Source organism: Tychonema sp. LEGE 07196 (genome assembly GCF_963890365.1).
Lineage (GTDB): Bacteria > Cyanobacteriota > Cyanobacteriia > Cyanobacteriales > Microcoleaceae > Microcoleus.
On the sequence record NZ_CAWPRX010000184.1, the window covers coordinates 1 to 26,562 of the forward strand.

Consider the following 26,562-nt stretch of genomic DNA (forward strand, 5'->3'; position numbering starts at 1 on the left):
GAGGGAGAGCGAGGGAGAGAGAGGGGGAGAGGGAGAGAGGGAGAAAGTATTTTTCCCTGTTCCCTGTTCCCTGTTCCCTGTTCCTTCTGACAACTAACAACTGACAACTAACAACTGACTACTGACAACTAACAACTGACAACTAACAACTGACTACTGACAACTAACAACTGACTACTGACTATTAACTACTGACCAACTGATTTTCCTGCCGCAGATAAGCTTGAATGAACGGTTCTAATTCGCCGTTCATCACATCTAGGATGGCGGTTGTTTCCACCCCAGTCCGCAAATCCTTGACCATTTGATAGGGGTGAAAAACGTAGTTGCGAATTTGGTTGCCCCAAGCTGCCTCTACCATGTCGCCGCGAATCTCGGCAATTTCCGAAGCCCGCTGTTCCTTAGCAATCACCAACAGCCTAGCCTTGAGTAATGCCAAAGCTTTTTCCTTATTTTGCAACTGACTGCGTTCTTCGGTACAGCGGACGGCCAAACCAGTGGGAAGGTGAACGATGCGGACGGCCGTTTCTACCTTGTTAACGTTTTGTCCGCCCTTGCCGCCCGCGCGGGAAGTTGTGATTTCTAAGTCTTTTTCTGGGATATCCAATTGTACGGATCGATCGAGCACCGGCATCACTTCCACGCCCGCAAAACTGGTTTGACGCTTGTCATTCGCGTTAAAAGGCGAAATTCTGACCAAACGGTGAGTGCCTTTTTCCGATCGCATATAACCGTAAGCGTAGCGCCCGACAATTTCCAAAGAAGCCGATTTAACACCTGCTTCCTCTCCCTCGGAAATTTCCATTAAATGTACTTTGTAACCTTGACTTTCCCCCCAGCGGGTGTACATCCGCAGCAGCATTTCCGCCCAATCTTGAGCATCCGTGCCGCCCGCCCCGGCGTTAATTGTCAAAACTGCGCCGCCTTCGTCGTAGGGGCCCGATAGTAATTGTTGCAGTTCCCACTGGTCGAGTTCGCGGGTTAATTGAGCGAGACTCGATGAGGCTTCTTGGAACAAAGACTCGTCGGCTTCTAACTCCAGCAGTTCTAAAATAGCTCTAGCATCTTCTAGGCTAGTCTGCCAGCCGCGGTATTGGTCTAAATGAGATTTGAAGTTGTTGAGTTCTTGGAGGGTTTCTTGAGCTTTATCCTGGTCGTCCCAAAATGCTGGTTGGGCACAGATTTGCTCTAAATCTTGGATTTTTGCTGTGAGTGCGGGGATGTCAAAGATAGTCCTGGGTGGTACCCAGTCGATCGGACAATGTTTCGATATTGTGTTTGATGTCTAGAACTTCCACTGTGAGTTTTCCTAGTTGTGGGGTGTATTTTTGAGTTTAGCTGAAATTGCGCTCTTTCAACAAAATGTTATGACTTCTTCCTGATTAGATATAGTGCGAACCTGTTGAATTAAAAACTTTACCGCATTAAAAATTCAAGATTCAAAAAAAAGTTGCTATAATCTAAAATCAGGTTAACGATCTCGATGGAAGTTAACTGCCATGATTTCCCCAGAACTTAAATTGAGCTTGCCGTCCACCGAAGACCTGCCCTGTTCGGACGATACCCCTGTGGATAACGAAGACCAGAATTTGCTGCCGAACCTACTGTTGTTTGTCTTGATCGGTATTTGGTCCGATCGCATGGATTGGTACTTTGGGGTAGATATGGCGGTGTATCACACTACAGGAATCAGTCCCAAAGTGCCTGTCGTCCCGGACGGATTTCTCAGTTTGGGGGTGGAGCGCCGAAAAGGAGGCAAATCTCGCCGCAGCTATGCTGTCTGGGAAGAAAACGAGGTTGTGCCGATTTTAGCGTTGGAAATGGTGTCTCACAAACCGGGTGGGGAGTACGACGATAAGATGTCGATTTATGCCGGGTTAGGGGTTTTGTACTACATTATTTACAACCCCGAATTTTGGCGGCGCGATCGGCATCAACCGTTTGAAGTGTACAAGCTGATTGACGGGCAATACAGGCAGCAGATTGGCGAACCCTATTGGATGCCAGAAGTGAGACTGGGCATAGGGCGCTCTGGGCAAGTTATTGGGGGCATCGAGCAAGAAATTCTGGTTTGGTACGACGAGTCAGGAAATGTCTATCCCTTGCCGGATGCAGCGGCAGGGCAGATGCGCGAGGAGTTGAGGGTAGAACGACAGCGAGCTGAGGTTCAACAGCAGCGGGCCGAACGCCTAGCTGAGTATTTGCGATCGCAAGGTATCGATCCCGATAACCTGCCTGAATCGTGACATGAAATTCGATCGCTTCACCGCATTCTTCCTTCTTTCTTGTAACTAATGACTAATGACTAATGACTGATGACTAATGACTTCTTAAATATACTGCGAACCTGTGGAATTAAAAGTTTTACCGCATTCGTGAGCGCATACGTCCAACCTTTTGGAACATGAAAAACTTTTTGTGAGGTCTTCGCGAAACCAATCACAGGCGATCGCCTCTTTCACCGATTTAGTTCTGAGAGAATTAAACCCGTTGCCGTACTTTTCAATTAAAGCCAGCATTTGGGGTCTGTAAGTGTCGTTATAAACAGCGTATTTAGTATGGCTGACCCAACAGCAAGGCCAGAGTTCCGCTTCAAAAGAAATAAAAATCTCTTTGGTGGCTTGAGTTTGGCAGCTAATTTCTACATTGCGGTAGTAATTGTTTAGGCTGCCAAATGTTTCTACAGCTTTGATAAATTGGTCTCCCTGTGGATTTTTATATTGTTCCAACGATGGGGGTTGGAGTTCTTCGCTGGCTGGCTGTGACGGGATAGGCTGATTTTGAGCTACTGCTTGAGAGGTTTCGATAGCTATAGCTTGATACCAAGCATAATTTGCTTTTTCTGGTTGCCCCAACTGCGTTAAAACTCTAGCTAAATTGCGATAAGCTCCGGCAAAATTGGGTTTAAGCTCGATCGCCTTTTGGTAATAAGCACTAGCTGGCTGCCACTGTTTCTGTTGAGCGTAAAGACTGCCGACATTAGCATAAACTTCTGGAAAATTAGGCTGAATTTTCAGTGCGTTTGTATAGCAGTCGGCTGCTGCTTGTAACCGCCCCATAGCTTGGAAAGCATTGCCTAAAGTTTTACAGGCTGCTGCAAAGTTAGGTTGGATTTTTAGGGCTTGTTGGCAGGCTGCGATCGCCTCTGAGAGCTGTCCTTGTTTCAAACAGTCCTCCCCTTGTCGGTGCAGCCCAACAGCCGTCTGTGTTTGATTTTGAGGGGCTGAGGCATTAGTTGTTGCTGGTTGGTTGGGGCGATCGCTCTTAGCATCTACCTGAGAGTTTTCTGCCTGCTGAAGCGGTTGATTTGCGGACTCTTTGTCATAAATTTCTTTTGCTACAAAACGAGAGGTAGCTTTTGGTACAAACTCAACAAATCCTAATTCTTGGGCTAAATCCCTGGCTGCTTCTACTTGGTGCTGGTTGTGTTCAAATATCAAGTAGTGCCAGACTGCTTTTCCGCCCGCTTGGATAAAGGCCTTAACAGATTGCATTATCCTGTCCCAGTTGGTATTTTGGCGGTAAATGCTGTTAGTATCAGCCAATCCGTCGATGCTAAAAACTACGCGATCGTGTTCTCCTGTCATCGCCTGCGCCAGGGTTTGCCACCAGTCTGGATTGCGTCCGCTACCGTTGGTGTACAGGCAGATTTTAGGAACTCCCATCCGGTGCAAATATTCGATCGCCCCAATTGTAGTATTGCTAGTCATAGCATCGCCGTAGTTGCCGCACATATACACCAAATCCAACTGAGAGCAAAACTCTTGTGGGAAAATTCTCTCAATATCCTGCATCTTTAATTCCGCCCCCGGCAAAATCGGGTTGTCGGTGCGCGGACATTGGGGACAAGCGGCATTGCACCGGGAAGTAATTTCTACGCTGACTATCCTGATATCTTCATATTTTAAGTACATAACTGTTATTAAATTGAGTTGTGATTAATTTTGAAATCGCGATCGACAGAATTAGTAGAATCAATCTCAACTATAAAATCTCAAATCGACCGATCGCTCTCTTGGTTGTAAATCTTAATCAAAAACCGCAGCCGGAAGTCGATCGAGCTGCGGTTGTTTTTAAGCTAAACTGGCGTTGATTAATCGCGGCTGTTGAGAGCAATCATCAGGCGCAGAATGAAGATGAACAAGTTGATGTAGGTCAAGTACATCGACAAAGCTGCGGGTAAATACTGGTCGTCGCGGTAGCTGCGGGGCAGAATGTAAAAATCTACAATCGCAGCGCCAGCAAAGATAAACACGCCGATGCCGGAAATGCCAATTTCTAACCAGGTTGGGGTGTAGACTCCAAATAGAGAGAGGAGAAATTGACCGCCAACGACGACTAACAAAGCAATCACACCTAAACTGATGGTTTTGGTGACAGCCATGCCGTCTTCTTCCGACAAGTTAGAACCAATTTGGCGGGCGGCGATGAAGGTAATGCCACATCCGAGGGCTGCAAAACCGATGCCAGCAATGCCGACTCCTTCGTTTCTGAGCGCTACAGACACCAATCCGCTGAGGGTGTAGCCGGTAAGCAGGCTGTAGGTTACTAGGAGGGGTAAGGCGGTACTATTGTTACCTTTTTCGGCGACACCGCGAACGACAAAGAACAGAATTAATTGTAGGACGATCGCGGCGATGAATGTGGGAAAAAAGATTCCCGGATAGTTGCGAATGACTCCGAGGCCGCCGTAGGTGCCGACAGCGGTTAAGACAAGTCCGCCACCGACGAAGGGGAGGGCGTTGGAGATGACGTTGGGGCCTACCAGTGCGTGGTTTTTGGCCTCGCGCACGGCTTCGCGGAAATTGCTGGTGTTACTCACGAGGATTTACCTAATTTTGGCTGAGAGTTGATATCTTGGGACTGGCGCGCGGCAAAAGGAACCGGGTATGCACGAAAATACGAGGGCTTGAACCTGTAGTTATGGTGAAAAAGCCGATTTCTCACGCGGCGCGCAAGTCTTGTATTTCTATTCTGACAGCTTTACACTTTGTTTGCAAAACCTAGTCGAGTTTAAAGATTTGATAAAGAACCGGGGTGAAATCACCCCCAAGTAGGAAACTATTGTTTATAATCGACTGCGTACATGGTGTGCAGTCTCGCTGCGCCGGAATTAGCACAGTCTAATTAGGATTGTCTGACGCCACAGAGATATTCTTTAACTTAATTAACAGGGTGATGTCAAGGTCGATCGAATCGCAGATGGCACAGGTGAATAAATTTGGGATTTTAGATTTGCGATTTGGGATTGAAAGCTTTATGCTAAAGGGAGGGGGCACAGTTGATTTGAGGTTTTTGATGGCCGGCAAGAGTTGAAACTAGGGAGAGAGAATCTCCACAATTTAAAATCTCAAACCTGAAATCGGTTCGGTTAGTTGCACCTGGTAGCTCAGACAGGGAATTCCAAGAAAATTAATGAATAAATTTAGTTCGTACCGACCAAATTCTCAACAGGTAATGTCTAATGCTCACCTTTTTTGCTCGTAAATTATTGTCACCGGCAGCCGGAATTCTTTTGAGTGCTACTGCGGTGATTTCCGTTGGCCAAGCTGCTTTTGCAGGTAATGTCGGAGACATTTCTGTGGCTGCTGCATCGCAGGGTTCAGAATATTGGCTGCTGGCTCAGGTTGGTCAACCCCCCCAAGGTACAACTTCTCCGAGCCCGAACCCGCTAAAGGTAAACCGGGCACCCGGGCCTGTGAAAATTCCCGAACCTTCGACGGTGGTAGGGTTGGGTTTAGTGGCGGGTTCGCTGGCGGTGACTCGCCGGAGAGCGAGAGTCGGACGATTTTAGATTTTAGATTTTAGATTTTAGATTGGGAAATTGACGGATTGACGGATTGGTGGATTGAGGGATTGAGGGATTAGGGAATTGAAATGATCCCTCGTGTTGCGATCGAACTGCTATACAATCAGTGGCGGTGATATTGTGTGCGATCGATTTGCTGCAATCAGATTGCATAGCAGCATGGGACAGAAGTTTTTTGACGCTGCGGACTTTAGTCCGCACTACAAACTGCTGCGGACTAAAGTCCGCACTACAAACTGTTTGTTATGATTTTAGCCGATCGCATCCCTCAAAGCATTTTTAGTCATAGCTGCGATCGACTGTTCAGTAGCTTTCGGCAAATGATAGTATTTCCCGCCAGAAGTCTTGGCCAACTCCTTCGCAAAGCCGGTCGAAATGAATTTGCTCTCAGTGTCAATCACCAGCAACTGCATTCCCAAACCGCGAATTTTGGCAGCAATTTCTAACAATTCCTGCTTAATATCAGGCTTTTCTCCATCTAAAATCGGTTCGCCCAAAGAACGGGCCAAAGGAATATTACCGCGCCCGTCAGTAATCGCGACAATCGCCACTTGACCGATATCTCCCGACTGCCGCGCGTTGACTCCCACGCGCACCGCCTGCGTCAAACCGTGGGCCAGCGGCGAACCACCGCCGCAGGGCAGCCGTTCCAAACGCTTGCGGGCCAAGGCTATCGAGCGAGTAGGCGGCAGCAATACTTCTGCTTGTTCTCCGCGAAACGGAATCAGCGCCACTTGGTCTCGGCTTTGATAAGCTTCGGTGAGTAGCTGCATGACAGCACCTTTGGCCGACTGCATCCGGTTGAGGGCCATCGAACCGGAAGCATCCACGACAAATACCACTAGAGCCCCAGCTTTTCGGGCCAAGCGCTTCGCCCGAATGTCTCCCTGTTCCACAAATACGCGGCGCTGAACCCCCCCTTGCCCCCCCTTGCTAAGGGGGGGTTGACTTGCCTCTTGTCCTGCCCTAGCAAGAGAGGATTGACTCACCTCTTGCCCCCCCTTACCAAGGGGGGGTTGGGGGGGGGTCCCAGCGATATAATCATCAGCAACATCGGGAGCCATATAACCCAGAGGCAAAGATTTAGCCGCCCATTTCCCCTGAGCTTCCGCATCAGGAACTGTCAAAAATAAAACAGTTTTAGCTTGATAATTTGGTGCTAACTTCGTCAATTCATTCAGCAACTTTACCTGATTCACATCTTGGTCGCCGCGAATACTTACCAAAACCAAAACTGTAATACCGCTGTCATAAACAGCCTGATAAAGCACATTTTTGACAACTTGCGTCGGAGAACATTTCAAAAACTTGCAAAGTTTATCAATTGTGTCAGTTCCCGGCGTTTCCCGCTTTTCAAAAGTTGCAAAGGGCGACAGTTCCGCATCAGCCGGCATCGATACAGCCTTCTCCACATTAGCAGCATACTGACCGTCTTCAGTATAAAGAACTTCATCCTCACCCGCTTCTGCCAGCACCATAAACTCTTGAGAACCAGAGCCACCAATTGCACCAGAATCGGCATCTACTGCTCGGAATTCCAAGCCCGATCGGCGCAGCATATTGCTGTAGGCTCGATCCATATCCTGATAAGTTTTTTTCAAACTTTCTTCGCTAGTGTGAAAAGAATAGCCATCTTTCATAATAAACTCGCGACCGCGCATCAACCCAAAACGCGGGCGAATTTCATCGCGAAACTTAGTTTGAATTTGATAGAGATGCAAAGGCAACTGCCGATAGGAACGAACCATATCCTTAGCAATTGTAGTAATCACTTCTTCGTGAGTGGGGCCCAATCCCAACTCTGTATCGCGGCGGTCTGTGAGAGAAAACATGATACCTTCAGCTTGAGTGTAGGTATCCCAGCGACCGGATTCCCGCCACAAATCAGCAGGTTGCAGTTGCGGGAGAAGGCATTCTTGAGCGCCGGTAGCATCCATTTCTTCCCGCACAATTTGGGAGACTTTTTTGAGAACTCGCCACATCAAAGGCAGATAAGCGTAAATTCCGCTACCGATGCGCCGGATGTATCCCGCACGGAGTAATAGTTTGTGGCTGGGAATTTCTGCTTCTGCAGGGTCTTCCCGCAGGGTGACAAAAAGCATTTGAGAGAGTCGCATAGCTGATTTCCTTAAAAGACCGGATGATTGTAATCTCAGATTAACTTCTGATATTATCAGAACTCAGCCAGATTTGATTAAATCTATGAAGAAAATTTGGAAAGATTATCAAAAAGGTATGACAGCATTTGATAATTGTCACTCTCCTACTCTGCAATCTCAGTGGATTGCCTTAAAAGATGAAATAGGAGAATTTGTTCGGGAACCTAACTTGAGCGAAACTTGGGATATTCTTCATGCTGCTGGTCGATTGCTGTACCAACTAATCGGAATTCCTTTACATTTGGTTTCCTATCCTACTGTTTGCAAACACAGTCAACGTTTCGAGGAGTACGGGTGTATTCGCAGCAGACGCAACTGCGAGGGTAAATGCTGCCAAAAGTTGACAGTTGATGGTTGATAGTTGATAATTGATAGTTGATGGCGAGAGTTTTAAACAGTTGATATCTGACAATTTTTACGAGCAGATTTAACTGGTTTTAACTGGTTTAACTGGTTCCCAGCCAGAGCAGGAAATTTTCCAGAGGAAGAGCCTCCGCTGCAACAATGGAGGCAGAGCCTCCGGTTCTGCATTACCAGGTAGAGCTTGGTAACGAGTAGGGATTAGACGAGTATTGGCGAGGTTTTCAAACAGTTGATAGCTGACAATTCTCATGACTAGATTTATTCACGACCAATTCGCAAAGCAATATCTAAAAGAACTATTAACCCCTCTCGGCAAGGTCGAAACCAGCCGCGACATTGCTGGAGAAGTGAGACAGATTGACGTTTTCTTTGCCCCCAAACCAGAACCTGAAGTCGAACCAACGACGCTCGGCATTTTGGGTCAAATTGCAGCAAAAACCGCTGTATTGGAACCATTCCGCAGTCCAGTTCAAACCGGAGAAATTCGCAGTTGTTTGGGCAAACTATTTGATGTCCACGCCGAATATGAACGAGTCGCAGCCAGAGATAATAGCAGGATTGCAGAGGCAGACTTGCCCCAACTCTGGATACTGTCGCCGACGGTTTCCGACGTTATGTTAGCTGGATTTGGAGCGATTCCCGAACCCGAAAATTGGGTAAATGGAGTTTATTTTCTGAGTCCGTCTCTGAAAGCAGCAATCATTGCCATTCACCAACTGCCCCGCACTCCTGAAACGCTGTGGCTGAGGATTTTGGGGAAGGGAAACGTGCAAAAGCAAGCTCTTGCTGAATTGAGAGAATTACCCTCGGATAATTTCTTTCGGTTGAGCGCGTTAGAATTGTTGTACAACTTGCGAACGATTTTAGAAGTCCGTCAAGACATAGATCGAGAAGATCGGGAGTTAATTATGGAACTGTCACCCCTCTATTTGCAACGGCTTGAAGATGCAACTCAACGAGGTATCCAGCAAGGTATCCAAGAAGGTATCCAAGAAGGTATACAGCAAGGTATCCAAGAAGGTATCCAAGAAGGTATCCAGCGCAGTCAACGCTTGATAGTTGAGAGTATGCTACAAGTGAAATTTGGCGAGATTGATGAAGAATTAGCCCAAATAATCGAGCCTTTGATTAAACTAGAAAGCCTCGATCGCGCGCGACTGATTAGGCAGCTCGAACGCCCGCAATTACTAGCTCGTTTTCAGCCTAAAAATCAAACGGAATCCTAAAAAGACAGCGCACTTTACGATATGTAGGGTGCGCCACATCGCACTTTATTAAGTAACCACGCCCTATTAATTACATAAAAAGTCTTGACGGCCCCTGTGATAATTACTAGCCATCGCCCCCGCCTCAAACCTGCATTTTTTGGCGAACTCTACGGCTACTCCTCCCAAATCAACTCATTTCTGACTTTAGAGGGATTTATTTTTCCGCTTCCAGAGCCATAATCAGCAGTAAGGATGACATAACTAAAGAACTGATTTACTATTCATCCTTCATTTTACTAATTAGGGCTTCCTTAAGATAAAGCCTGACGAAAAAAACCACCATCAAAAAAGTGTCCATTCCCCTAGTTAAATGTTAGGGGCTAATTTCAATATGCCTGATTCGGCATCAAAATTTAGGAGGTAATTTATGTTTGAAAGCGAGTTATTAATGTCGCTGTACAGTCCCAAATTCAATATTGCCCAAATGCCGGTGCAAAGAGATGTCCCGTTCCAGCACCCCGATGTCGCAGGGCTGATGTTTCTAAGTCCTCAGTTTTTCGTGGCATTAATCGCCGGAGTCATTATGGCTTTCGGCTTCCAATTCCTGTTAACCAATTTCTCGATTGCCGCCAAAATATCTAATTGGGACGACGCTTTACCCGATGATGATGACGATTCCGAAAGTTTTGGTACTAAAATTCGGAAGACTGAAGGTCTAGTCGGCGGTTGGATTTTAGTCACAGTTAACATAGCTTTATTTGTAGCTTGTTTTCTGGCAGTCAAGTTAACTTCAATTTCCTCGGTAGATGGAGCGGCAATTATTGGTGTTGTCATTTGGGCTGCGTACTTTTTAACCCTGGTATGGCTGGGTTCTAGCGCCGTCGGCTCGATGATCGGTTCCTTGATAAAAACTGCTTTTTCAGGCATTCAAGGCGTTATGGGTACTGCCGGTTCAGCGATCGGCGGCAAGATGGCCGGCGACCAAATGGTCAATACTGTGGAAGCATCTGTGGCTGCTGTCCGCCGCGAATTGAGCTCGGCTGTAGACCCGGAGAGCATTCGCGAAACACTGCAAGATTATGTGGGTTCTTTGCAGTTGCCGAAGTTGGATGTCAAGGAAATTCGCGGTCAATTTGAAAAGTTGCTGGGGGATGCCGATATCAAATCTCTGGCGGGAACCGATGTTTTAAAGAATGTTAACCGCCAAACTTTTGTGGATTTAATTAGCAGTCGCAGTGATTTTTCTCAAGAGGAAATAAATCAAGTTGCTGACCAATTAGAAGGCGTTTGGAAGCAAACATTTGGCAAGCAGCAAGAAAAGAAAGACCCGAATTTAGAGTTAATTGATTTTCTCAAGTTTGCGGCTCCCGATTTGCTGAAGTCTGACGAACTTAACGCCAAATTGTCTCAAATCATGGAAAGTAGGGAAAACAAATCGGAGTCCAGCGGGGGCATGAACCGAGCGATGCAGTTGGGTGTGGAAGCTCTGGTGGGCACTGTTTTGTCGCGTACTGATTTGTCGGATTTGGATGTTGAAAAAATTTCTGGTCAGTTGCAGCAACTAACTGCAAAAGGAAAGGAAAAAGCTAAGTCTTTGACCGAGAAGGTGGGCGATAAATTGCCTGTGCTGCCTTTCAATACAGCTAAGGCTGATGTGGAAAATTACTTGCTGAATACTCAACCTTGGCATCTCAACCGAGAAACTATTAAGCAGGAATTTAGGGATGTTATTTACGATCCCGAAGCTTCTCCGGGGGCAGTTTTGCGCCAGTTAGAGATGTTTAATCCTGAATATTTTGTAGGGATTTTAGGCCGCCGCGAGGGGTTTAGTCAGGAACAGGCGGCGGAAATTGCCGAACAGCTTGAAGGTGTGCGTCAAGAAGTTTTGGGAATTGTTCGAGATGCTGCTGGTGAGGAACAGTCTCAAGATTTACGCAGCCGGATTGAGAATTATTTGCGATCGACCGGCAAGGAAGAATTGAATCCTGAAGGTATCGAGAAGGATTTCCAAGCGCTTTTGGACGATCGCGATGCTGGTTTTGAGGCTTTGCGCGATCGCCTGTCGCAATTTGACCGCGATACTTTGGTGCAGTTGCTCGGCCAGCGGGAAGATTTCAGTCCAGAGGAAGCGGATCAGTTAATCGGACGGCTGGAAAGTTCGCGCGATCGCGTAATTGCCAAATCTCAAGAATTGCAAGAGCAAGCGCAATCAAAAGCGCAAGAATTGCGCCAAAAGGTAGAAGAGTATCTCCGCAATACTAATAAGGAAGAACTCAATCCTGAAGCGATCGAGCGCGAGTTTCAAACGCTGTTAAGCGACCCGGAAGCGGGATTGAAAGCGCTGAGAGAACGCTTGTCTCAATTCGACCGCGATACGCTGGTGCAACTGCTGTCGCAGCGCCAAGACCTCAACGAAGAACAGATCGATCGGGCGATCGACAAAATCGAATCCGTCCGCGACAACATTATCCACGCGCCGCAAATAGTCGCAGATAGAGCTAAGCAACAGTACGAAGAAATTACTGGCAAAATTGGTGAGTACCTGCGGAATACCAACCTGGAAGAACTCGATCCAGAAGCCATCAATCGCGATTTGACCAAATTGTTTGAAAATCCGAAAGAAGGCGCTTTGGCGCTGCGGGAAAGGCTGTCTCAGGTCGATCGCGAAACCTTAGTCAAGTTGCTTTCGCAGCGGGAAGATTTGAGCGAAGAACAAATCAATCGGACGATCGATCGCGTGCAAGATTCGATTCGCAGCATCGTGAAATCGCCCCGTCGTTTGGCATCTCGCGCTCAAAAAACTGTCAAGGATTTCCAAGGAAGTTTGGAAAATTACTTGCAGAATACCAACAAGGAAGAACTCAATCCCGAAGGCATCAAACGCGATTTGCAGTTGCTGTTTAACGAGCCGGGAATGGGGATGCAAAGTTTGGGCGATCGCCTGAAGCACTTCGATCGCGGTACGCTGGTAGCCTTGCTGTCGCAGCGGGAAGACATCTCCGAAGAGGAAGCTAACCAAATTGCCGATCGTATCGAATCTGTCCGCAACGAATTTGTCGAACAACTTCAAATGGTGCAAGACAAGTTCCAGTCGGCAATTGACGGTATTTTCGCGAAAATTCGGGATTACCTCAATTCGCTCGATCGACCAGAACTCAACTACGAAAGCATTAAGCGAGACTTCCGCAAAGTGTTTGACGACCCGCAGGCCGGATTTGACGCGATTAAAGAGCGTTTAGGCGAGTTCGATCGCGGTACTTTAGTCGCAGTAATTAGCTCTCGCTCCGATATTTCAGAAGACCAAGCTAACAAAATTATCGACCAAATTGAAGGAGCCAGGGACAGCGTGCTGTCGCGCTCGGAACGCCTGCAAGAGCAAGCCAAAAAACGCATTAAAGATATCAAGAAAAAGACCAAGCAGCAAGCAGAAGATGCGCGCGAAGCTGCCGCAACTGCTGCTTGGTGGCTGTTCGGTACGGCTCTAACTTCTGTGGTTGTTTCGGCTCTGGCTGGAGCAATAGCAGTCGGCGGTATTTCGGGTTTGTTTAGCTAGAATTTCAACAAGTTTCAATTAAAATTCTCCTGATTCTAGGCTGGCTGTGTGCCAGCCTATTTTTTTGGGAATAATATCGTATTCGCTCCAACGGCCAAAAATGTTCGAGCGATCGCACTTAGGTACTCAAAAATGAAGAAAAACTGAATTGCGATCGAACTTGACGCTCTCAATCGAACTTGACCTGAGACCCACCGCATCATCCTTTAGTTGTAAACTTCCTACCACCTTCGGAGCCGCCACCACCAATTACTGTCGGGGTTCATCTCTACCTTCAGCAAGATTCTAGCCTCCCTATTTATTTGCTAACTTTTATTGAGTAGCAAAAAAACTTTTTGCGATCGGCAAACAGAGCAATACATATTATTTTGGAGACTGAAATGACATTTTCTACTAGCAGCGCCTACGACCAAGGAAAAGCAGATATGCAGAGCTTGAGCGTAGACGATCAATTAGGTTTGCTGTGGTTTGTTTACACCGAAATGGGCAAGTCAATCACGCCAGCGGCTCCCGGTGCTGCCGGTTCCGAAATTGCTCAGGGTTTGTTCGAGCAAGTCAAGCCGTTGCCCAAGGAAGAACAACTGCAAGTAATGCGCGACATTGCCTCAAAAGCTAATACTGAAATCAGCCGGATGTACGGCTCAATGAGTCCTGAAACCAAGCTGGCTTTTTGGTACTTCCTGGCAGTAGGAATGGACGAAGGAACCATTATTCCCGTACCTTCCGACTACAAACTTCCCGAAGCTGGAAATGCTTTATTAGCAAAGATTAAGGGCATGGATTTTCAGCAGCAAATTGATTTCCTGCGCGGTACAGTTTTAGAAATGGGTGCTGAAGCCGCTTCAGGGGCTGGAATTTAATATCAAATCCTCTCTTCATCGGAGTAGTAAATTCACGGTTGACTGTTGACTGTTGACTGTTGACTGTTGACTGTTGACTGTTAACAGTTAACATCATGTCTGAGTGCAACCGGAATTGATTTAATTTCAGTACAATCAGCACGAGCAATCAGAAACCGGTTTTTTGGCAAACATACTGCATCAACGCTTTTAATGGTGCAAAACCCGGTTTCTTTAATATTGACCTGCAATTCCTGCTTTACGCAGTAATTGTCGGTAAATATAGCATTTCTCAGAAAGATGAGGTGTTGTCGGCCAAACCGGCCCGCGCCGGGCATACCTCACTTTTTTGAGAAATGCTTACCAATTTTAACTAATAGACTTCTTGCAAAAATAGTTAGAACCGGCTAGGAGCAACGTCCCACAAAAATCTTTTTTCTTGTGGGATGGGCACGCGAACCCGTCCCAAAATTTGATTAAAAGGAATTTTGCAAGAGGTCTAATAACTGAATTCAGCAGCTATGTTTCCCACAACTTCCGGCGCACCTGCCATTAAACGCATATCTTCGCAGGCAACTGTTAGCAAGGGCTGACTTAAGTTCAAACTGGCAAAATGACTTTCGTCAGGTATTTCTAGTTCGCCTTTAATCAAACCGAGTCGAGACTGAAATTCTCCTTTGAATAGTAGCAAATTTCTGCGATCGGTGCTGAAAACATTTCCGCTAAAAGATACAGGTAGCGCTAAACTTTGCTGGCTGTAATTGAGAATGCACAGTTGACGGTTTGCTTGGCTAACTGTAACTCGGTAGCCTAGCGGTGCTGCTTTTACCGAATCGTTGCCTTCCCAACTAAATTGAGCTAATTCTTTAGGAAGTCCCCAAATTTCGCGCCCGCCGGCTACTGAGTTAGGGTTGTCTACGTAGATGTGGGAAATCCAAGCGCCCCATTTTCCTGCATAATTGGCGATCGCACTTACGACAATTAACTCATTGTACTCCATCACGGAATCCAATCCGTAGGAGGATATATAAACTCCGCCTAGGGTTTTTCCGGGCAATACAGAGACTATTTCTAACTCAGATGGAACCAAGGGACGCACCCGTGCCACATCTATTAATTGTAAAGTCTGAACAGCATAACCTTGCAAATTCCAAGGTGCAGGTGGATATACCATTTTCAGGGATTTTATGTGGGATATTTTATACTTATTTTAGCTCAACTTCTAAAACAGCAACTGGTTTTGGTATTTATTTATAAAGTTTTTGGAAAATTATTTAAGTCTTAATGTTTATAGTCTCAAAAAGTACCAGGTAAAAACCTTTGCCGAAAATCACCCATCAGATAGCATTAGCGTAGAATATCGCCGTCATGATGTTGGCGGAACTTTCGAGTGTTGCCTTCCTGGGGGGGAAAGTCTTGAAAGTTTCCTTCCTTAAGGCGAAAACATGAGTCGTTCAACCTCAACCCCTACTCCCCTTTTAAAAGGGGATTTAGGGGGTTCTTTATCTACTTACTCGCATATCCCGTACTCACCAAAAACTCGCGCAATTTCGTAAAGAATTGATTGCGATCGCGCCCTTGATAAACTTTGTCCAACAATTGCCAACCTTCGGCCTCCTGGCCCGCGACATACTTGCTAGCCATGAAGGCGGCCAACACCCCTTTTACCTCTACATCTTCGCTCGATCGCTTTCTAGATTCCAGCCACAGTTCAGCAGAATTCGTGTATACTTCCACGGGATACTGCTTAGTAACATCTTCCATTTTACCTTGGCGGTACTGCCAAATTTGCAGCGGCAACCGAGAATCCGCATAATTTGTAAAAGCCTCCGCAAATCGCCCGTCTAGACTTTTGAACTCCGGGATATCATTTTTGCCAAAATCGACAATTTCGTAACTCACATTGCCCCAAAAATGCTTGATGTGAGTGTATTTTTTGGCTGCTGAGTCGTAGCGGTAAATAAACGAATAATTGCAGCAGCGGACACCGCTATTGAGTGAGACCAAATCTGCCAGCACTTCCGGTTCTTTGTCGCCGTCAAAATCGCGTATTCGCACCGATAACAAACGCCCTTGGGATACTTCTTCGTTGGCTTTTTTATCGGGATTGTCTACTAGAGAACGAGTCGGAATTAGCACTGGTTCGTCTAATAAAGTTTGACCGTCTCGGATAATTTTGATGCGGATATTTTTGGCATTTTCTCCTTCTTTCACGAAAGAAACTTCTGCCCTAATATTCCCAGATTCCGAGGTTTCTGTGGTTCTGGGGCCGCTGATATCCGGCGGGACTTGGGCGATGTATTGCGAGGGAACTAAGGCTGTTTGTCCGGGTTTGGCGATCGCCTGACACAAGAAAGTTGCTACTTCGGCGCGGGTTGCATTGCGCGTAGGTTCTAGCTGTTTGACGGCGGGATAATTGACCACAAGTTGTTTTTCTGCCGCGGCGGCGATCGCATTTCTTGCCAATTCGGGAATTTCCGGCGCATCTTCAAAAGTCGCATCCAAAATCTCAGCCGCTGGCCCTGTAGGCGTATATTTCAAGCCGCTGCTTAATGCTACCAAAACCTGCCAGCGGGGAATGTTAAGAGTCGGGTTAAAAATACTGCCGCTGTAACCGGATAGAAAACCCGTCTGATAAGCTTCTCGAATTGGTTTATAACCCCAGTAGTTCGTGGGAATATCTGCAAAGTCGATCGGATTGCGGACGGTTTTTGCATCTGGAAAAGCCCTACGCAGCATTGCCGCAAACTCAGCGCGACTGACTGGGCGGTTCGGGCGAAAACTGCCGTCTTCGTAGTAGCCGCTGATGATTTTTTTGTCTGCTAATTCTTCTATGCAACCTTGGGCCCAATGGTTTTTAACATCCTGAAATTTGGCCTCGGCCAATGCCGGGGCTACATTCAGGCCTGGAAACACTAAATTTCCGATGATTGTGCCCAAAGCTGCGACTAAAGCGATGACAGCTTGACGTTTGTGCGATCGAACCATAGAACAGCCTCCTTTGTCACCAAATTTGCGATCGAAACTCACGCAAGGTTTACATAGTATACCAGTCGCCAAGGCTCTTTGGTCATTGCTCCCTGAGCGTAGTCGAAAGGTTCAATAACCATAAATGCTTTAACAACCTTGGCGGTTGCTATATCAGGTATTCCAACCCGATGGAGTGCTTATTTAGAATCCAAAGTCATCTCCATCAACATTTTTGTTTTCATTGTTACTTCTTCGGGATTTCCTGCAACTTTAATAATCATTTCAGAATTAGAATTGATAGAGACGACTGAACGAACAGGCATTAATTTATCCAGTCGCATTATAACTTCTCCCTGACCCTGAGACGCAAAAGATTTTATGGCCATAGTAGAGCCAGCAGGTAATTGGGGTAAAGTCAAATTTTGGGGATTTGCTTGTTGTTCTACGCTAGTTTTGAGAGTAGCAACTCCATCTTGCAAGCCAATCAATTCATAGGTAGCAGTTTGATTCACATTCATGCCACTGACATTAGATGGAAAAGAGATGCGCCATTTAGCGCCTTTTCCAACTGCTTCTGCCGGCAGAGGCGAGGCAAGCTGTTGTAATGATTTAGACATATTTTGAACCATTTGTTTGGTGTTGTTGTCCGCTTCTTTCGGCAAAGTAAAGCTACCTCCTTTACTCGCACCCCGACTATCCATGATGAAAGAACCTTTCAATCCAACTAACTTTTTAACTGCCGATCGCATACTATCCAGGGCCGCAGTTGGCAAATTTGGAGTATCAGCAACAACATCTGCACTAGCGTATAAAAAATCGTAGTGAATATCTCCATTGGGATCAATTTTTGTGGCTTTTGTGTCTATAGTTAAGACCATTGTCGGAACTTTATTCACCTTCGTACTTCTGCCGGCTGCAGACACTTCCATCTCCATTTTTACAGCCATAGCAGTCGTTTGTTTGACACCTAAACTTGGTTTTAAACGCAACTGTTGTCGGGGTTCCACTCCGGGATTTAGCAGTTCGACTTGAACGGGTTTCGCGTCCATCCTAGGCTCGGATACGTCACCGGCTGGCTGCTGGACGACAAGTGGAATCTCAGCACTGAGGGACGCAGGAGAAAGCTCGATCGCCCATCCGGCACTTGCCAAACAAAGAGATGCAATAAACAGTGTTTTTTTCATTGACTTAATTTCCGGTTATTTGAATATTTGCCTGTTGCCACAGGCGATCGACTGTCACGAATTTGTAACCTTTATACAAAAGAAAGGGAATTATCTTGTCAGCAGCAGCGGCAACATCTTCGCCGCCGGAATAGCCGTCGTGGAGCACAATAATTGAACCGTTTTCTGTTTGCTGCACGACGCGGCTAGTAACTTTCATCACCCCCGGCCGCACCCAATCTTCCGGGACGACACTCCACATTACGGGACGATATTCCCACTGCTGCAATAACTCTAATATTCGCGGCGTAAAAATGCCGTTCGGCGGCCGCACGTCGCGGATTAATTGTGGGTCTAAATCGCAAGCTTTGCTAATTGCTTTTTGCGTGTCTTCTAAACTGTGTTTTAGTTCGTGGGTTTTGAGTTTGGCAAACGATACGTGCTGGTAGCCGTGGAGACCGATCCAGTGTCCGCTATCGTACACTTCTTTGGCAATTTCTGGATGTCTGTCAACGCAAAATCCCAGCCAGAAAAAACTTGCTTTGATGTCGTATTTATCTAAAATCTTTAGCAGTTGAGGTGTGTGCTGCAGGTGCGGCCCGTCGTCAAATGTTAGGGCTATTTCTCGGCTGTTGCTATCTCCCGTCCACAGACATCCGGGAAAAGTAGATTTGAGAATCGGGTGAACGACAGGAAAAAAAGGTGCTAGTGGCATTGGTTAATATTGCGAAAGTGCGATCGGGTAGAAATGAAGCTGCGCTACAATAGAATAAAGTTAACTCAATCGAGGTCAATATGACAACTGCCGTTGATATTGGAACGCTAATTGTCAGCACGCCGGGAACTTGTGGCGGCCGTCCCCGCATCGCAGGTACAAGAATGTCCGTACAAAGCATAGCCATTGACTACAAAGCGGGAATGACTCCTGAAAAAATAGCTGAAGAATTTCCGCACTTGACCTTATCACAAATTTATGCGGCATTGGCTTACTATTACGCTAATCAAAACCAAATTGACGCGGATATAGCAGCAGAAAATGCTGAGTGGGAGCGTTTGGAAGCAGAATATACGACGAAAATTAAGCCGTTACAATAGAATAATATTTGAGGAATATTTGAGAGCTTGTATTATAGCTAAATAACTGTTTATAAAAGATGAGCGATCGCCAATTATAAAATTCTTTAACTCTTTTGATAGATCCTCAAACTATCTCCGATCGCATTCACCTCTCTCTCAAGATCGATGCGATCGCCCTACAGTGTCCTCTTATACTAAATACCAGCACAACTAATCGACAAACCATCAAGGAGAAACAATGACAGAGGAATATCTAGCAGAACGCACAGTTTCAGCCGTATTTAAGGAAGAAGAACAATTAGACGGCGTAATTCGGCGGTTGCTCGATCGCGGAGTCTCCCGCGACCACATTTCCGTAATGGGCAAAAACTTTCAGTCCAAAACTAAAATTGCCGGCTTTCTGACTAAAAAAGATGTAATTTTAGGAGGCTTGCGAAGCGGGGCGATTTTTGGTTCCTTATTCGGTTCTTTTTTGGGTTTGCTAACCGGCGTGGGCGTGCTGTTTATTCCCTTTGTCGGTGCAGTAGTATCCGCAGGCCCGCTGGGTGCTGTACTGTTGGGTGCAGCTAGCGGCGCGATCGCAGGTTCGGCCGGTGCTGGTCTAGTTTCGGCTTTAGTCGCTTTGGGAATGCCCGAAGAGAAAGCAACTATCTATCAAACCCGCGTCGAAGCAGGCGAATTTCTCGTGATGGTCGAAGTCGCCGCAGATAAATCGGGCGAATTTCAACTATTGCTAGAAAGTGCAGGTGGCGAAGAAGTTTCTGTTAGCGAGATGACGCTGCCGCGCGCCGTCAAAGGTCGCTGCAACAGTCCGGCAGACTTATCTCCAGAAGTGCGATCGCACCTGTCGGAAGCAGCACAAAAAACCTTTATCGAATCCTACAACACCGCATTTGACGAAAGCAACGACTCGATACAAGCAGAACACACCGCCTGGGAAGCCATTCACCAGCAGTACGAAGAAGATGAAAATGGTGTTTGGACTAAGCCTTTAGCGAAAGTCTAGTGTTCCAATCGCAGTAAACTAATAAAAAATACCATCAAGCCTCTAGAACTGCGGTTCTGGAGGCTTTGACGATTTTAGATTTTAGATGTTTTAATTGTGAAAAACTTATTTTTTAATCATTTGAGAATAGCTGAAAATCTCATGATTTTTTGAAAGTGGTATTGCATTAGGTTGCGTTATCAACTACAATCTACAGGCTTACAATTTAAAATTGAGTTAAGCAAATGCAAAAATACGTTTGTACAGCTTGCAATTACGTCTACGATCCAGAAGTAGGCGACCCCGACGGAGGCATAGCTGCCGGTACTGCCTTTGAAGATATCCCCGAAGATTGGGTTTGTCCCACTTGCGGGGCGGCAAAATCCGATTTTGAACCAGAAGAATAAGCGAGAAAAAAATTGTCCGATCGCATCCTCAAAATTACAGTCATAGGTGGCGGTGCAGCGGGTTTTTTTAGTGCAATTACCTGCGCGAAAACCTACCCCCAGGCCCGCGTCACTTTACTAGAAGCTGGCCGGCAACTCCTGGCAAAAGTTCGCATATCTGGCGGCGGGCGCTGCAACGTCACTCACGCTTGTTTTGACGCCGGTGTTTTAGTGCAGAATTACCCCAGAGGAGGGAAAGCTCTGCGCGGTGCTTTTAGTCGATTTCAACCCCGCGATACTGTTGATTGGTTTGCCAGTCACGGTGTGAAATTGAAAACAGAAGCAGACGGGCGAATGTTTCCGATCACAGATGATTCGGGGACAATTGTTAACTGTTTGATCCGGGCTGCTGAGGATGCAGGTGTGAAAATTCGCACGGGTGATGCAGTTGTTTCAGTAACGAAATTAACTGGCAATAATGCAGAGGGCGAACAAGGGAATACTACCCCTACGGATGAAACTAGATTTGAAGTTGAGTTGAAATCCGGGGAGAGATTGCAGTGCGATCGCATCCTGCTGGCTACAGGCAGCAATCCGTCGGGTTTTAAGTGGGCAAAAGAGTTAGGTAATACTGTAGAACAGCCGGTTCCTTCTCTATTTACTTTTAATATTTCTGACAGCAGAATCAAAGATTTAGCCGGGGTTTCGGTTCCTAATGCTAAGGTGAAATTGCCGGGAGCTAAATTAGAACAAAGCGGGCCTTTGCTAATTACTCACTGGGGTTTAAGCGGGCCTGCTGTACTCAAACTTTCGGCTTGGGGTGCGAGATTTTTGCACGATCGCCATTATAAAACATCTGTGCTGATTAATTGGCTGCCCCAGTACAATGCGGAGGTTTTGCGGCAGCAATTGCTAGCGGTTAAATCGCAGTTGTCGCACAGACCGATCGCCTCTAGCTGTCCGTTTCCAATACCGCGCCGCCTCTGGGAACGTTTGACAAGTTCGATCGGCATTGACGAACAAAAACGCTGGGCAGACTTATCCAACAAAATCCTCGATCGCCTCCTGCTAGAACTCATTCAAGGCGAATATCAGATTTCTGGAAAAGGCGCATTTAAGGAAGAATTCGTCACCTGCGGCGGTGTTAACTTAAAAGAAGTCGATTTTAAGACAATGGAAAGCCGCCGCTGTCGGGGACTTTTCTTTGCTGGCGAAATCTTGGATATCGACGGCGTGACGGGCGGTTTCAACTTCCAAAGTGCGTGGACTACGGCGTGGTTGGCTGGAATCGCGATCGGCAAATCGGACGATTTGGGATTGTAGATTTGGGATTGGGGATTTGGAATGCAGTCAGAAACCGGGTTTTTTGGGAAAATATAGGTTTATACCCGCAGATTTGGTAAAAAACCGGGTTTCTCTCAGGTAAAGGCGGGGAGTGGCGATCGGGCGATCGGGAACCTGAATTGTGAGATTAGATCGGACGATCGCGCTTTCAACCGCTGCTATACAAACAATAAAAATCGGTTTGTAGTAAGGACTTTAGTTCTGATGGACTCAAAGACAAAAAGAAGATTCAACTCCTCTCGATCTGATAGAAGAGCACCTGTGGCAAAAACCGGGTTTCTGACCGCAAATTTAACATCACAACCTATATCTCTCGTTCAGAAACCCGGTTTTTAAGAGCTTGTTGAGAATGGTGCTTTTCTGTCAGCTCGATCGAACTCCATGAGTGTAGAGAGTCATCCCGAAATTGATTCAAGCCAAGCAATCAAATCCTCTTGACTGCTAAAATCCAACAAATTTTCACCTAAATCATCCAATTGTTCGGGAGATAGCTGCTGGATGCGAGTTTGAATTTCCGGCGAAACCTCACCAGTGCGCCGCCGGAGTAGACGCAGAATTAATGCTATCTGTCCTTCAATTATGCCTTCTTTGCGGCTTTTAGTAATAGCACCGCGCTGGTCTTCAAAAAACATTTCTCGCTTTTCTAATGCGGCTAATTCATCAACGCTTAAATTAGTTTTGCTGGCGATGGAAAAAGCTGTATTAATTTCTGGTATTGATGCAAATTTTTCGGGAATTTCATCAAGTTTAGTAGCATTTTTGATAAAATAAACCCAGCTTTGAATCAGGTTTTCGACTTGCTCCAGTTCTTTATTAAATTTCGGCAGTTCCACAAAAAATAATTCTATTTCTCTGTAATATTCGATGTTTTCTTCGACTTCTTTAAAAACAAAATGGGTGAGGAATTTTTCGGTATTTTCAAATAGCACAAAATCTGTAATTGTTAAAGCAATCACAGGATTTAATTTTGAGTAGCCTTCTCTCGGTTTGAGCTGAGTCGCGTAGGTTTTCGCTGCATTGTATATGACGCGCTTAGTAAAAGCTTCTACATTAATTACCTGCATTTCGATAATGACAGTTTTGTTGCCTGTAATTTTGGCTTTGACATCGAGGTAAGTGTCTTTTAAACCAGTTATGCTTGGTGCGGCGTAGGGGTCGATGATTTCTAAGTCTTGAATTGTCGGCTGTGCGTTGTAGAGCATCGCATTGAGGAAGCTAATCAAAACTTCTTTGCTCTGAGGCGAAGCAAAAATCTTTTTGAAGCCAAACTCTGTTTTAGGATTGATGAATGTCATAATCGCTCGCGGGTAAACGGTAATTTTAAAACACTTAAAACTTACGCATAACCCAGAAACCGGGGTTTTTACCGACTAATCTGTTGGCTGCAACCAGTGTATTTTCACACAAAACCCGGTTTATTTATTCGGAGTACAAAATCCCTGACAGTATTTAATTGTGGCAATTCGATCATAACATTCCTTCCATTTCTAAATCTTCAATTGTCTGCAAACCGCGCGGGTCGCCGACTCGCAACAGGGAAGATTTTGCATCTTCTCGCACGCCCATATCTTCATCTTCTTCTAAAGATTCAATTAAAGCGTCGATCGCCCCAGCGTACACTACATTATTCGGCAATTCCCGCGCCAGTTGCCCGATCGCCCAAGCCGAGTTGCTCCGCACAGCAGATACAGCATCTCCCCGCAGCGATTCAATCAACGGCGGAATCGCTGCAATCACCACATAGTAACCAACTTTTGCCATTTGACCCAGCGAACTCGCCGCCCACAAACGCACCGCCGAAATATCAGTTCTCAAAGCATCAATTAAAGATGGCAAAGCGCGGGGATCGCTGCAATTTCCCAGGGCCCAAACTACCCCTTTGCGAACGTAACCGTTCCAGTCGCAGTTAAGCTGCTCAATTAGCGCTTCCACAGCATCGGGACTCGGATTTCGCCCCAAAGCATAGGACGCGCTTACCCGCACCAAGGGGCAACCGTCTCTCAACAAATTAATTAAATGCGAAATCGCGCGATCGTCCTGCAATTCGCAAAAAGCCCGCGCCGCAATCATCCGGTGTTGAGGTTCCGGGGATTCCAGCAAAGGCAGCATTTCCTCTGGATCTGGCAGCGGGGGTTCGGATTCGTCAAATTGATCCAAAGGGCTTTCCAGTTCCGTCTCAGTATCGAGGGCGTTGGGGTAGTCGTGATTGTTCATAAAAAAACTTTACCGCACTGAGGATGCTACGGGTGCAACTGAGTCAGCCGTCAATCGATTTTAGATTTTAGATTTTAGATTTTAGATTTTAGATTTTAGAATTGAAGCATTGACCCCACGGATAAATTCGGGGGGCAAGTTTCATCGGATACAGGTTTTTTATTTCTCCACGGATGAATCCGGGGGCTTGTATCCTGGATGCTTTCGGTCAAAGTGATTTGTTCATCCAGACAGAATGGCTTTGATAGCCTAACTTTTGATAGAGATTCATAGCAGGCTGATTGCTCAAAAAAACTTGTAAACCAATTTGCCGATCGCCCCTGGAACGTGCCCAATTTTCAGCATGAATCACTAAAGCTGCACCGAGTCCCTGACGGCGGTGTTCCGGCGCGATGTATAGCAAAAAAATGTGACCGTGGCGCAATCCAGTGGTTTGGTCGATCGCATTTCCCAGCCACAAACATCCGACAACCGATTGGGGATTTAGCGCTGGAGATTTGGGATTGAGATACTGCGAGGGCTGCACGGGCAAATTTTCTTGCTCTTGGGGGGTGTTTTTCAGGCACTCTATCCACCAAAGCGGCGTCTGGTTAGAAAAATACTGTTCGACAGTTTGAGACAAATGTCCCAATTCCCGATCGGGGTAAAGTTCTCCGTAAGTCCGGTGCAGGAACTTTACCAGTTTTGCCCGATCGAGTCCCGATCCCGATCGCAGCGCGTAGCCCGGTATTAGTTGAGCAGACATCAACGGACTCGGACACCGAGAGCGACATCATTTAGACCCAAGAAAATTGGATTCACTACTGCTGCTTGCTTTTGGGGGATCTCTTCCTCAATCGGTGCCGGGGCAGCCATGTCAGCCGGCAAAAAGATGCGAGCGCTGACAGATACCAGAGCTACGAAAAATATTAATATCGCTATAAAGGGAGCAATGTATTGACGAATGATAGCCATAACCGCAAAAACTTAATTCTTGAGTTGATTTTATCAATTGTACCATACAAATCTTGTCAGCTATAATGCTGCCATTAGACAATTAGCTCTCAAAAAGAGCGATCGCCAGTACCAACAAACACAAAATATAAGATTATGAGTGCCTCGCCTGCTGTTTATGAAGCTCTAGCTAAGTCAATTGTTTTTTTGAATCAAAAGCCCAACGCGCAGAATGATGTGGCACGTTTCCTGGATACTAACGGCTACTATATCGATCGCATATTCGACGACCGAGAAACTGGATTTTATGCGATCGGCTTCGGTTCCTCCGACTCCCGAAATCCGCCAGTCCTCGTATTTAGAGGTACAGATTTCATCGACGGCGATGCTATGTTTTCCGACTCCCGCGACATCGGCTTACCCGAATTTGAAAAAAACAAAGATAGCATCAAAAGCTGGCTCACAGAAATCGGTCAAGATACTGCTAAAAACCCCAGCAAATTATTGCCCGATATCGTCGGTCACAGTTGGGGCGGAGCGATCGCTCAAATTACAGCCACCGAATACACATCTATCACCGGCGACATATTTACTTTCAACTCTCCCGGAGTCTCAACCACAACATTCAACGCTTTTCGGAAAAATCTCAGCAGAGTTGGCAACAAAAATGTCAATCACTACATTGTCAGCGGAGATATTGTCAGCTTGTTTGGCGAAGCATTTATACCGGGAAAAGTATTTATCCAAAATTTTACCGATCCGAGCATTAATCCCTTAACTGTTTTGGCAAAACATCGAACAGAAAATTTATTAAGCGCTCCGCCCGCAGATTTTTTCCAGAGGCAAATTTCCGTCGAAGACTTAAACAAACCCGACTTTGCTTATAACGACAACGACTCAGATTTTAACGAATTTATCGCAGCGCTAAATTTTGCCCTGCCCACTGTGTCAATAGCAATGAGAAAGAGATCGGGTGTAGAGAGTTTGAGAACAGCACCAGAATTTTCTTTTGTGCAGTTAATCAGAGAAATACAATACGGTTTAGCTCCTCTGCAATCGAATTATTTATTAGGCGACATTCGCAACAATACTGCTACCGGTGGCAAGGGCGAGGATACCATGATCGGCAGCAGAGGTAACGATACTCTTAGAGGTAATAGAGGTAATGACAGCATCACCGGTGATGAGGGTGACGACTTCTTGTACGGCGGCAGAGATAACGATTATTTGGAGGGTGGCGACGGAAACGATTTGATGTCCGGCGAGTTTGGCAACGATATTTTGATCGGCGGTGCGGGGCGCGATCGCTTTGTATTGGAATCCGGTGGCGGAGCCGATGTAATTGTCGATTTTAAAAAGGGTGAAGATTTAATTGCACTGTCGCGGGGGCTAACTTTTCCTCTAATTATAGTCCGCCAAGGTGGTGAGGGAGCTGTAATTTCTATCCCAATTACTGGCGAAATTCTTGCTACTCTCACAGGCGTGTCGGCCAGCGACATTACGCAGACTGATTTTGTGCAGCTTTAGTGCGAGAAAAATTTGTAGTTTTGGTATAGCCT

Annotated in this window: 25 protein-coding genes; 12 read left to right on the forward strand and 13 right to left on the reverse strand. The window is 46.2% G+C overall.

Going from position 1 to position 26,562, the window contains the following annotated elements; translation table 11 throughout:
• Positions 1 to 184 precede the first annotated feature (184 nt).
• Positions 185 to 1,298, reverse strand: a protein-coding gene (prfB, locus tag AACV78_RS21670; protein ID WP_194012877.1) for a peptide chain release factor 2 whose coding sequence is annotated in 2 segments (ribosomal slippage) — positions 185 to 1,225 and positions 1,227 to 1,298 — 1,113 coding nt in all. Because the reading frame shifts where the segments join, the coding sequence is not laid out codon by codon here.
• Between the two features lie 201 nt (positions 1,299 to 1,499).
• Between prfB and AACV78_RS21675 the strand changes: the two genes are divergently transcribed.
• The gene (locus AACV78_RS21675; RefSeq protein ID WP_194012878.1) at positions 1,500 to 2,246 is read left to right on the forward strand and encodes a Uma2 family endonuclease; all 747 of its coding nucleotides are present in this window, start codon (positions 1,500 to 1,502) and stop codon (positions 2,244 to 2,246) included.
• A gap of 84 nt (positions 2,247 to 2,330) precedes the next feature.
• Here AACV78_RS21675 and AACV78_RS21680 read toward each other — a convergent pair whose 3' ends face one another.
• Positions 2,331 to 3,914, reverse strand: a complete 1,584-nt coding sequence (locus AACV78_RS21680; protein ID WP_194012879.1) for a radical SAM family protein — start codon at positions 3,912 to 3,914, stop codon at positions 2,331 to 2,333.
• 20 nt (positions 3,915 to 3,934) lie between these two features.
• On the opposite strand from AACV78_RS21680, the gene AACV78_RS21685 reads away from it, so the two are divergent.
• Positions 3,935 to 4,093 (forward strand): hypothetical protein, encoded by a 159-nt coding sequence (locus AACV78_RS21685; protein ID WP_194012880.1) that lies wholly within the window; start codon positions 3,935 to 3,937, stop codon positions 4,091 to 4,093.
• Here AACV78_RS21685 and AACV78_RS21690 read toward each other — a convergent pair whose 3' ends face one another.
• Positions 4,094 to 4,822, reverse strand: coding sequence for a Bax inhibitor-1 family protein (locus AACV78_RS21690; protein WP_194012881.1), 729 nt, complete (start codon positions 4,820 to 4,822; stop codon positions 4,094 to 4,096).
• Positions 4,823 to 5,464: 642 nt separating this feature from the next.
• Here AACV78_RS21690 and AACV78_RS21695 point away from each other — a divergent pair.
• The gene (locus AACV78_RS21695; RefSeq protein WP_194012882.1) at positions 5,465 to 5,794 is read left to right on the forward strand and encodes a PEP-CTERM sorting domain-containing protein; all 330 of its coding nucleotides are present in this window, start codon (positions 5,465 to 5,467) and stop codon (positions 5,792 to 5,794) included.
• Positions 5,795 to 6,060: 266 nt separating this feature from the next.
• Here the strand turns inward: AACV78_RS21695 and proS are convergent, their stop codons facing one another.
• Entirely contained in the window at positions 6,061 to 7,926 is a 1,866-nt protein-coding gene (gene proS / locus AACV78_RS21700) for a proline--tRNA ligase (RefSeq protein ID WP_194074334.1), read from the reverse strand.
• Positions 7,927 to 8,011: 85 nt separating this feature from the next.
• Between proS and AACV78_RS21705 the strand changes: the two genes are divergently transcribed.
• Positions 8,012 to 8,326, forward strand: a complete 315-nt coding sequence (locus tag AACV78_RS21705) for a hypothetical protein (RefSeq protein WP_194009775.1) — start codon at positions 8,012 to 8,014, stop codon at positions 8,324 to 8,326.
• A gap of 69 nt (positions 8,327 to 8,395) precedes the next feature.
• Here AACV78_RS21705 and AACV78_RS21710 read toward each other — a convergent pair whose 3' ends face one another.
• A complete protein-coding gene (locus tag AACV78_RS21710) occupies positions 8,396 to 8,581 on the reverse strand; it encodes a hypothetical protein (RefSeq protein ID WP_194009774.1) in 186 nt (61 codons plus the stop codon).
• Between AACV78_RS21710 and AACV78_RS21715 the strand changes: the two genes are divergently transcribed.
• The 3 genes from AACV78_RS21715 to AACV78_RS21725 all read left to right on the forward strand — a co-directional run bounded on the left by AACV78_RS21715 (position 8,580) and on the right by AACV78_RS21725 (position 13,952).
• Entirely contained in the window at positions 8,580 to 9,557 is a 978-nt protein-coding gene (locus AACV78_RS21715; RefSeq protein ID WP_194009773.1) for an RpnC/YadD family protein, read from the forward strand. The two genes, AACV78_RS21710 and AACV78_RS21715, sit on opposite strands and share 2 nt — an antisense overlap.
• Positions 9,558 to 9,966: 409 nt before the next feature.
• On the forward strand, positions 9,967 to 13,092 hold the full coding sequence (locus tag AACV78_RS21720) for a synaptonemal complex protein 1 (RefSeq protein ID WP_194009772.1): 3,126 nt from the start codon (positions 9,967 to 9,969) through the stop codon (positions 13,090 to 13,092).
• A 380-nt stretch (positions 13,093 to 13,472) separates the two neighbouring features.
• A complete protein-coding gene (locus AACV78_RS21725) occupies positions 13,473 to 13,952 on the forward strand; it encodes an orange carotenoid protein N-terminal domain-containing protein (RefSeq protein ID WP_194009771.1) in 480 nt (159 codons plus the stop codon).
• Positions 13,953 to 14,430: 478 nt separating this feature from the next.
• Here the strand turns inward: AACV78_RS21725 and AACV78_RS21730 are convergent, their stop codons facing one another.
• The 4 genes from AACV78_RS21730 to AACV78_RS21745 form a co-directional block, all read right to left on the reverse strand.
• Positions 14,431 to 15,105 (reverse strand): acetoacetate decarboxylase family protein, encoded by a 675-nt coding sequence (locus tag AACV78_RS21730; RefSeq protein ID WP_194009770.1) that lies wholly within the window; start codon positions 15,103 to 15,105, stop codon positions 14,431 to 14,433.
• Positions 15,106 to 15,437: 332 nt separating this feature from the next.
• On the reverse strand, positions 15,438 to 16,919 hold the full coding sequence (locus tag AACV78_RS21735; protein ID WP_194009769.1) for an S-layer homology domain-containing protein: 1,482 nt from the start codon (positions 16,917 to 16,919) through the stop codon (positions 15,438 to 15,440).
• A gap of 179 nt (positions 16,920 to 17,098) precedes the next feature.
• Positions 17,099 to 18,085 carry a DUF6263 family protein gene (locus tag AACV78_RS21740; RefSeq protein ID WP_194009768.1) on the reverse strand — a complete coding sequence of 329 codons (987 nt, stop codon included), beginning with the start codon at positions 18,083 to 18,085 and terminating at the stop codon, positions 17,099 to 17,101.
• 4 nt (positions 18,086 to 18,089) lie between these two features.
• Positions 18,090 to 18,779 (reverse strand): polysaccharide deacetylase family protein, encoded by a 690-nt coding sequence (locus AACV78_RS21745; RefSeq protein ID WP_194009767.1) that lies wholly within the window; start codon positions 18,777 to 18,779, stop codon positions 18,090 to 18,092.
• 80 nt (positions 18,780 to 18,859) lie between these two features.
• Here AACV78_RS21745 and AACV78_RS21750 point away from each other — a divergent pair, with 80 nt between their 5' ends.
• The 4 genes from AACV78_RS21750 to AACV78_RS21765 all read left to right on the forward strand — a co-directional run bounded on the left by AACV78_RS21750 (position 18,860) and on the right by AACV78_RS21765 (position 21,835).
• Complete coding sequence (locus tag AACV78_RS21750; RefSeq protein WP_194009766.1) at positions 18,860 to 19,159, forward strand: DUF433 domain-containing protein; 300 nt, start codon at positions 18,860 to 18,862, stop codon at positions 19,157 to 19,159.
• 220 nt (positions 19,160 to 19,379) lie between these two features.
• Positions 19,380 to 20,147 carry a ChaB family protein gene (locus tag AACV78_RS21755; RefSeq protein ID WP_194009765.1) on the forward strand — a complete coding sequence of 256 codons (768 nt, stop codon included), beginning with the start codon at positions 19,380 to 19,382 and terminating at the stop codon, positions 20,145 to 20,147.
• A 224-nt stretch (positions 20,148 to 20,371) separates the two neighbouring features.
• Positions 20,372 to 20,533, forward strand: coding sequence for a rubredoxin (gene rd, locus AACV78_RS21760; RefSeq protein ID WP_194009764.1), 162 nt, complete (start codon positions 20,372 to 20,374; stop codon positions 20,531 to 20,533).
• Between the two features lie 24 nt (positions 20,534 to 20,557).
• Positions 20,558 to 21,835: a BaiN/RdsA family NAD(P)/FAD-dependent oxidoreductase gene (locus AACV78_RS21765; protein ID WP_370528834.1), complete on the forward strand. Its 1,278-nt coding sequence runs from the start codon at positions 20,558 to 20,560 to the stop codon at positions 21,833 to 21,835.
• A gap of 416 nt (positions 21,836 to 22,251) precedes the next feature.
• Here the strand turns inward: AACV78_RS21765 and AACV78_RS21770 are convergent, their stop codons facing one another.
• From AACV78_RS21770 to AACV78_RS21785, 4 genes are all read right to left on the reverse strand, one after another.
• On the reverse strand, positions 22,252 to 23,151 hold the full coding sequence (locus AACV78_RS21770; protein WP_194009762.1) for an Rpn family recombination-promoting nuclease/putative transposase: 900 nt from the start codon (positions 23,149 to 23,151) through the stop codon (positions 22,252 to 22,254).
• 172 nt (positions 23,152 to 23,323) lie between these two features.
• Positions 23,324 to 24,070, reverse strand: a complete 747-nt coding sequence (locus tag AACV78_RS21775; RefSeq protein ID WP_194009761.1) for a HEAT repeat domain-containing protein — start codon at positions 24,068 to 24,070, stop codon at positions 23,324 to 23,326.
• Positions 24,071 to 24,278: 208 nt separating this feature from the next.
• Complete coding sequence (locus AACV78_RS21780) at positions 24,279 to 24,815, reverse strand: GNAT family N-acetyltransferase (RefSeq protein WP_194009760.1); 537 nt, start codon at positions 24,813 to 24,815, stop codon at positions 24,279 to 24,281.
• The gene (locus tag AACV78_RS21785; protein ID WP_194009759.1) at positions 24,815 to 25,024 is read right to left on the reverse strand and encodes a hypothetical protein; all 210 of its coding nucleotides are present in this window, start codon (positions 25,022 to 25,024) and stop codon (positions 24,815 to 24,817) included. Before AACV78_RS21785 ends, AACV78_RS21780 begins: the two co-directional genes overlap by 1 nt.
• A gap of 135 nt (positions 25,025 to 25,159) precedes the next feature.
• Here AACV78_RS21785 and AACV78_RS21790 point away from each other — a divergent pair, with 135 nt between their 5' ends.
• Positions 25,160 to 26,530, forward strand: coding sequence for an alpha/beta hydrolase family protein (locus AACV78_RS21790; protein WP_194009758.1), 1,371 nt, complete (start codon positions 25,160 to 25,162; stop codon positions 26,528 to 26,530).
• Positions 26,531 to 26,562 lie beyond the last annotated feature (32 nt).

Bases quoted from the DNA above. Each gene is read 5' to 3' on its own strand.
- AACV78_RS21675 (WP_194012878.1), top strand. From the start codon at position 1,500: ATGATTTCCCCAGAACTTAAATTGAGCTTGCCGTCCACCGAAGACCTG.
- AACV78_RS21705 (WP_194009775.1), top strand. From the start codon at position 8,012: ATGAAGAAAATTTGGAAAGATTATCAAAAAGGTATGACAGCATTTGAT.
- AACV78_RS21735 (WP_194009769.1), bottom strand. From the start codon at position 16,919: ATGGTTCGATCGCACAAACGTCAAGCTGTCATCGCTTTAGTCGCAGCT.
- AACV78_RS21755 (WP_194009765.1), top strand. From the start codon at position 19,380: ATGACAGAGGAATATCTAGCAGAACGCACAGTTTCAGCCGTATTTAAG.
- rd (WP_194009764.1), top strand. From the start codon at position 20,372: ATGCAAAAATACGTTTGTACAGCTTGCAATTACGTCTACGATCCAGAA.
- AACV78_RS21775 (WP_194009761.1), bottom strand. From the start codon at position 24,070: ATGAACAATCACGACTACCCCAACGCCCTCGATACTGAGACGGAACTG.
- proS (WP_194074334.1), bottom strand. From the start codon at position 7,926: ATGCGACTCTCTCAAATGCTTTTTGTCACCCTGCGGGAAGACCCTGCA.
- AACV78_RS21725 (WP_194009771.1), top strand. From the start codon at position 13,473: ATGACATTTTCTACTAGCAGCGCCTACGACCAAGGAAAAGCAGATATG.
- AACV78_RS21790 (WP_194009758.1), top strand. From the start codon at position 25,160: ATGAGTGCCTCGCCTGCTGTTTATGAAGCTCTAGCTAAGTCAATTGTT.
- AACV78_RS21695 (WP_194012882.1), top strand. From the start codon at position 5,465: ATGCTCACCTTTTTTGCTCGTAAATTATTGTCACCGGCAGCCGGAATT.
- AACV78_RS21730 (WP_194009770.1), bottom strand. From the start codon at position 15,105: ATGGTATATCCACCTGCACCTTGGAATTTGCAAGGTTATGCTGTTCAG.
- AACV78_RS21680 (WP_194012879.1), bottom strand. From the start codon at position 3,914: ATGTACTTAAAATATGAAGATATCAGGATAGTCAGCGTAGAAATTACT.
- AACV78_RS21720 (WP_194009772.1), top strand. From the start codon at position 9,967: ATGTTTGAAAGCGAGTTATTAATGTCGCTGTACAGTCCCAAATTCAAT.
- AACV78_RS21785 (WP_194009759.1), bottom strand. From the start codon at position 25,024: ATGGCTATCATTCGTCAATACATTGCTCCCTTTATAGCGATATTAATA.
- AACV78_RS21715 (WP_194009773.1), top strand. From the start codon at position 8,580: ATGACTAGATTTATTCACGACCAATTCGCAAAGCAATATCTAAAAGAA.
- AACV78_RS21780 (WP_194009760.1), bottom strand. From the start codon at position 24,815: ATGTCTGCTCAACTAATACCGGGCTACGCGCTGCGATCGGGATCGGGA.
- AACV78_RS21770 (WP_194009762.1), bottom strand. From the start codon at position 23,151: ATGACATTCATCAATCCTAAAACAGAGTTTGGCTTCAAAAAGATTTTT.
- AACV78_RS21745 (WP_194009767.1), bottom strand. From the start codon at position 18,779: ATGCCACTAGCACCTTTTTTTCCTGTCGTTCACCCGATTCTCAAATCT.
- AACV78_RS21750 (WP_194009766.1), top strand. From the start codon at position 18,860: ATGACAACTGCCGTTGATATTGGAACGCTAATTGTCAGCACGCCGGGA.
- AACV78_RS21740 (WP_194009768.1), bottom strand. From the start codon at position 18,085: ATGAAAAAAACACTGTTTATTGCATCTCTTTGTTTGGCAAGTGCCGGA.
- AACV78_RS21710 (WP_194009774.1), bottom strand. From the start codon at position 8,581: ATGAGAATTGTCAGCTATCAACTGTTTGAAAACCTCGCCAATACTCGT.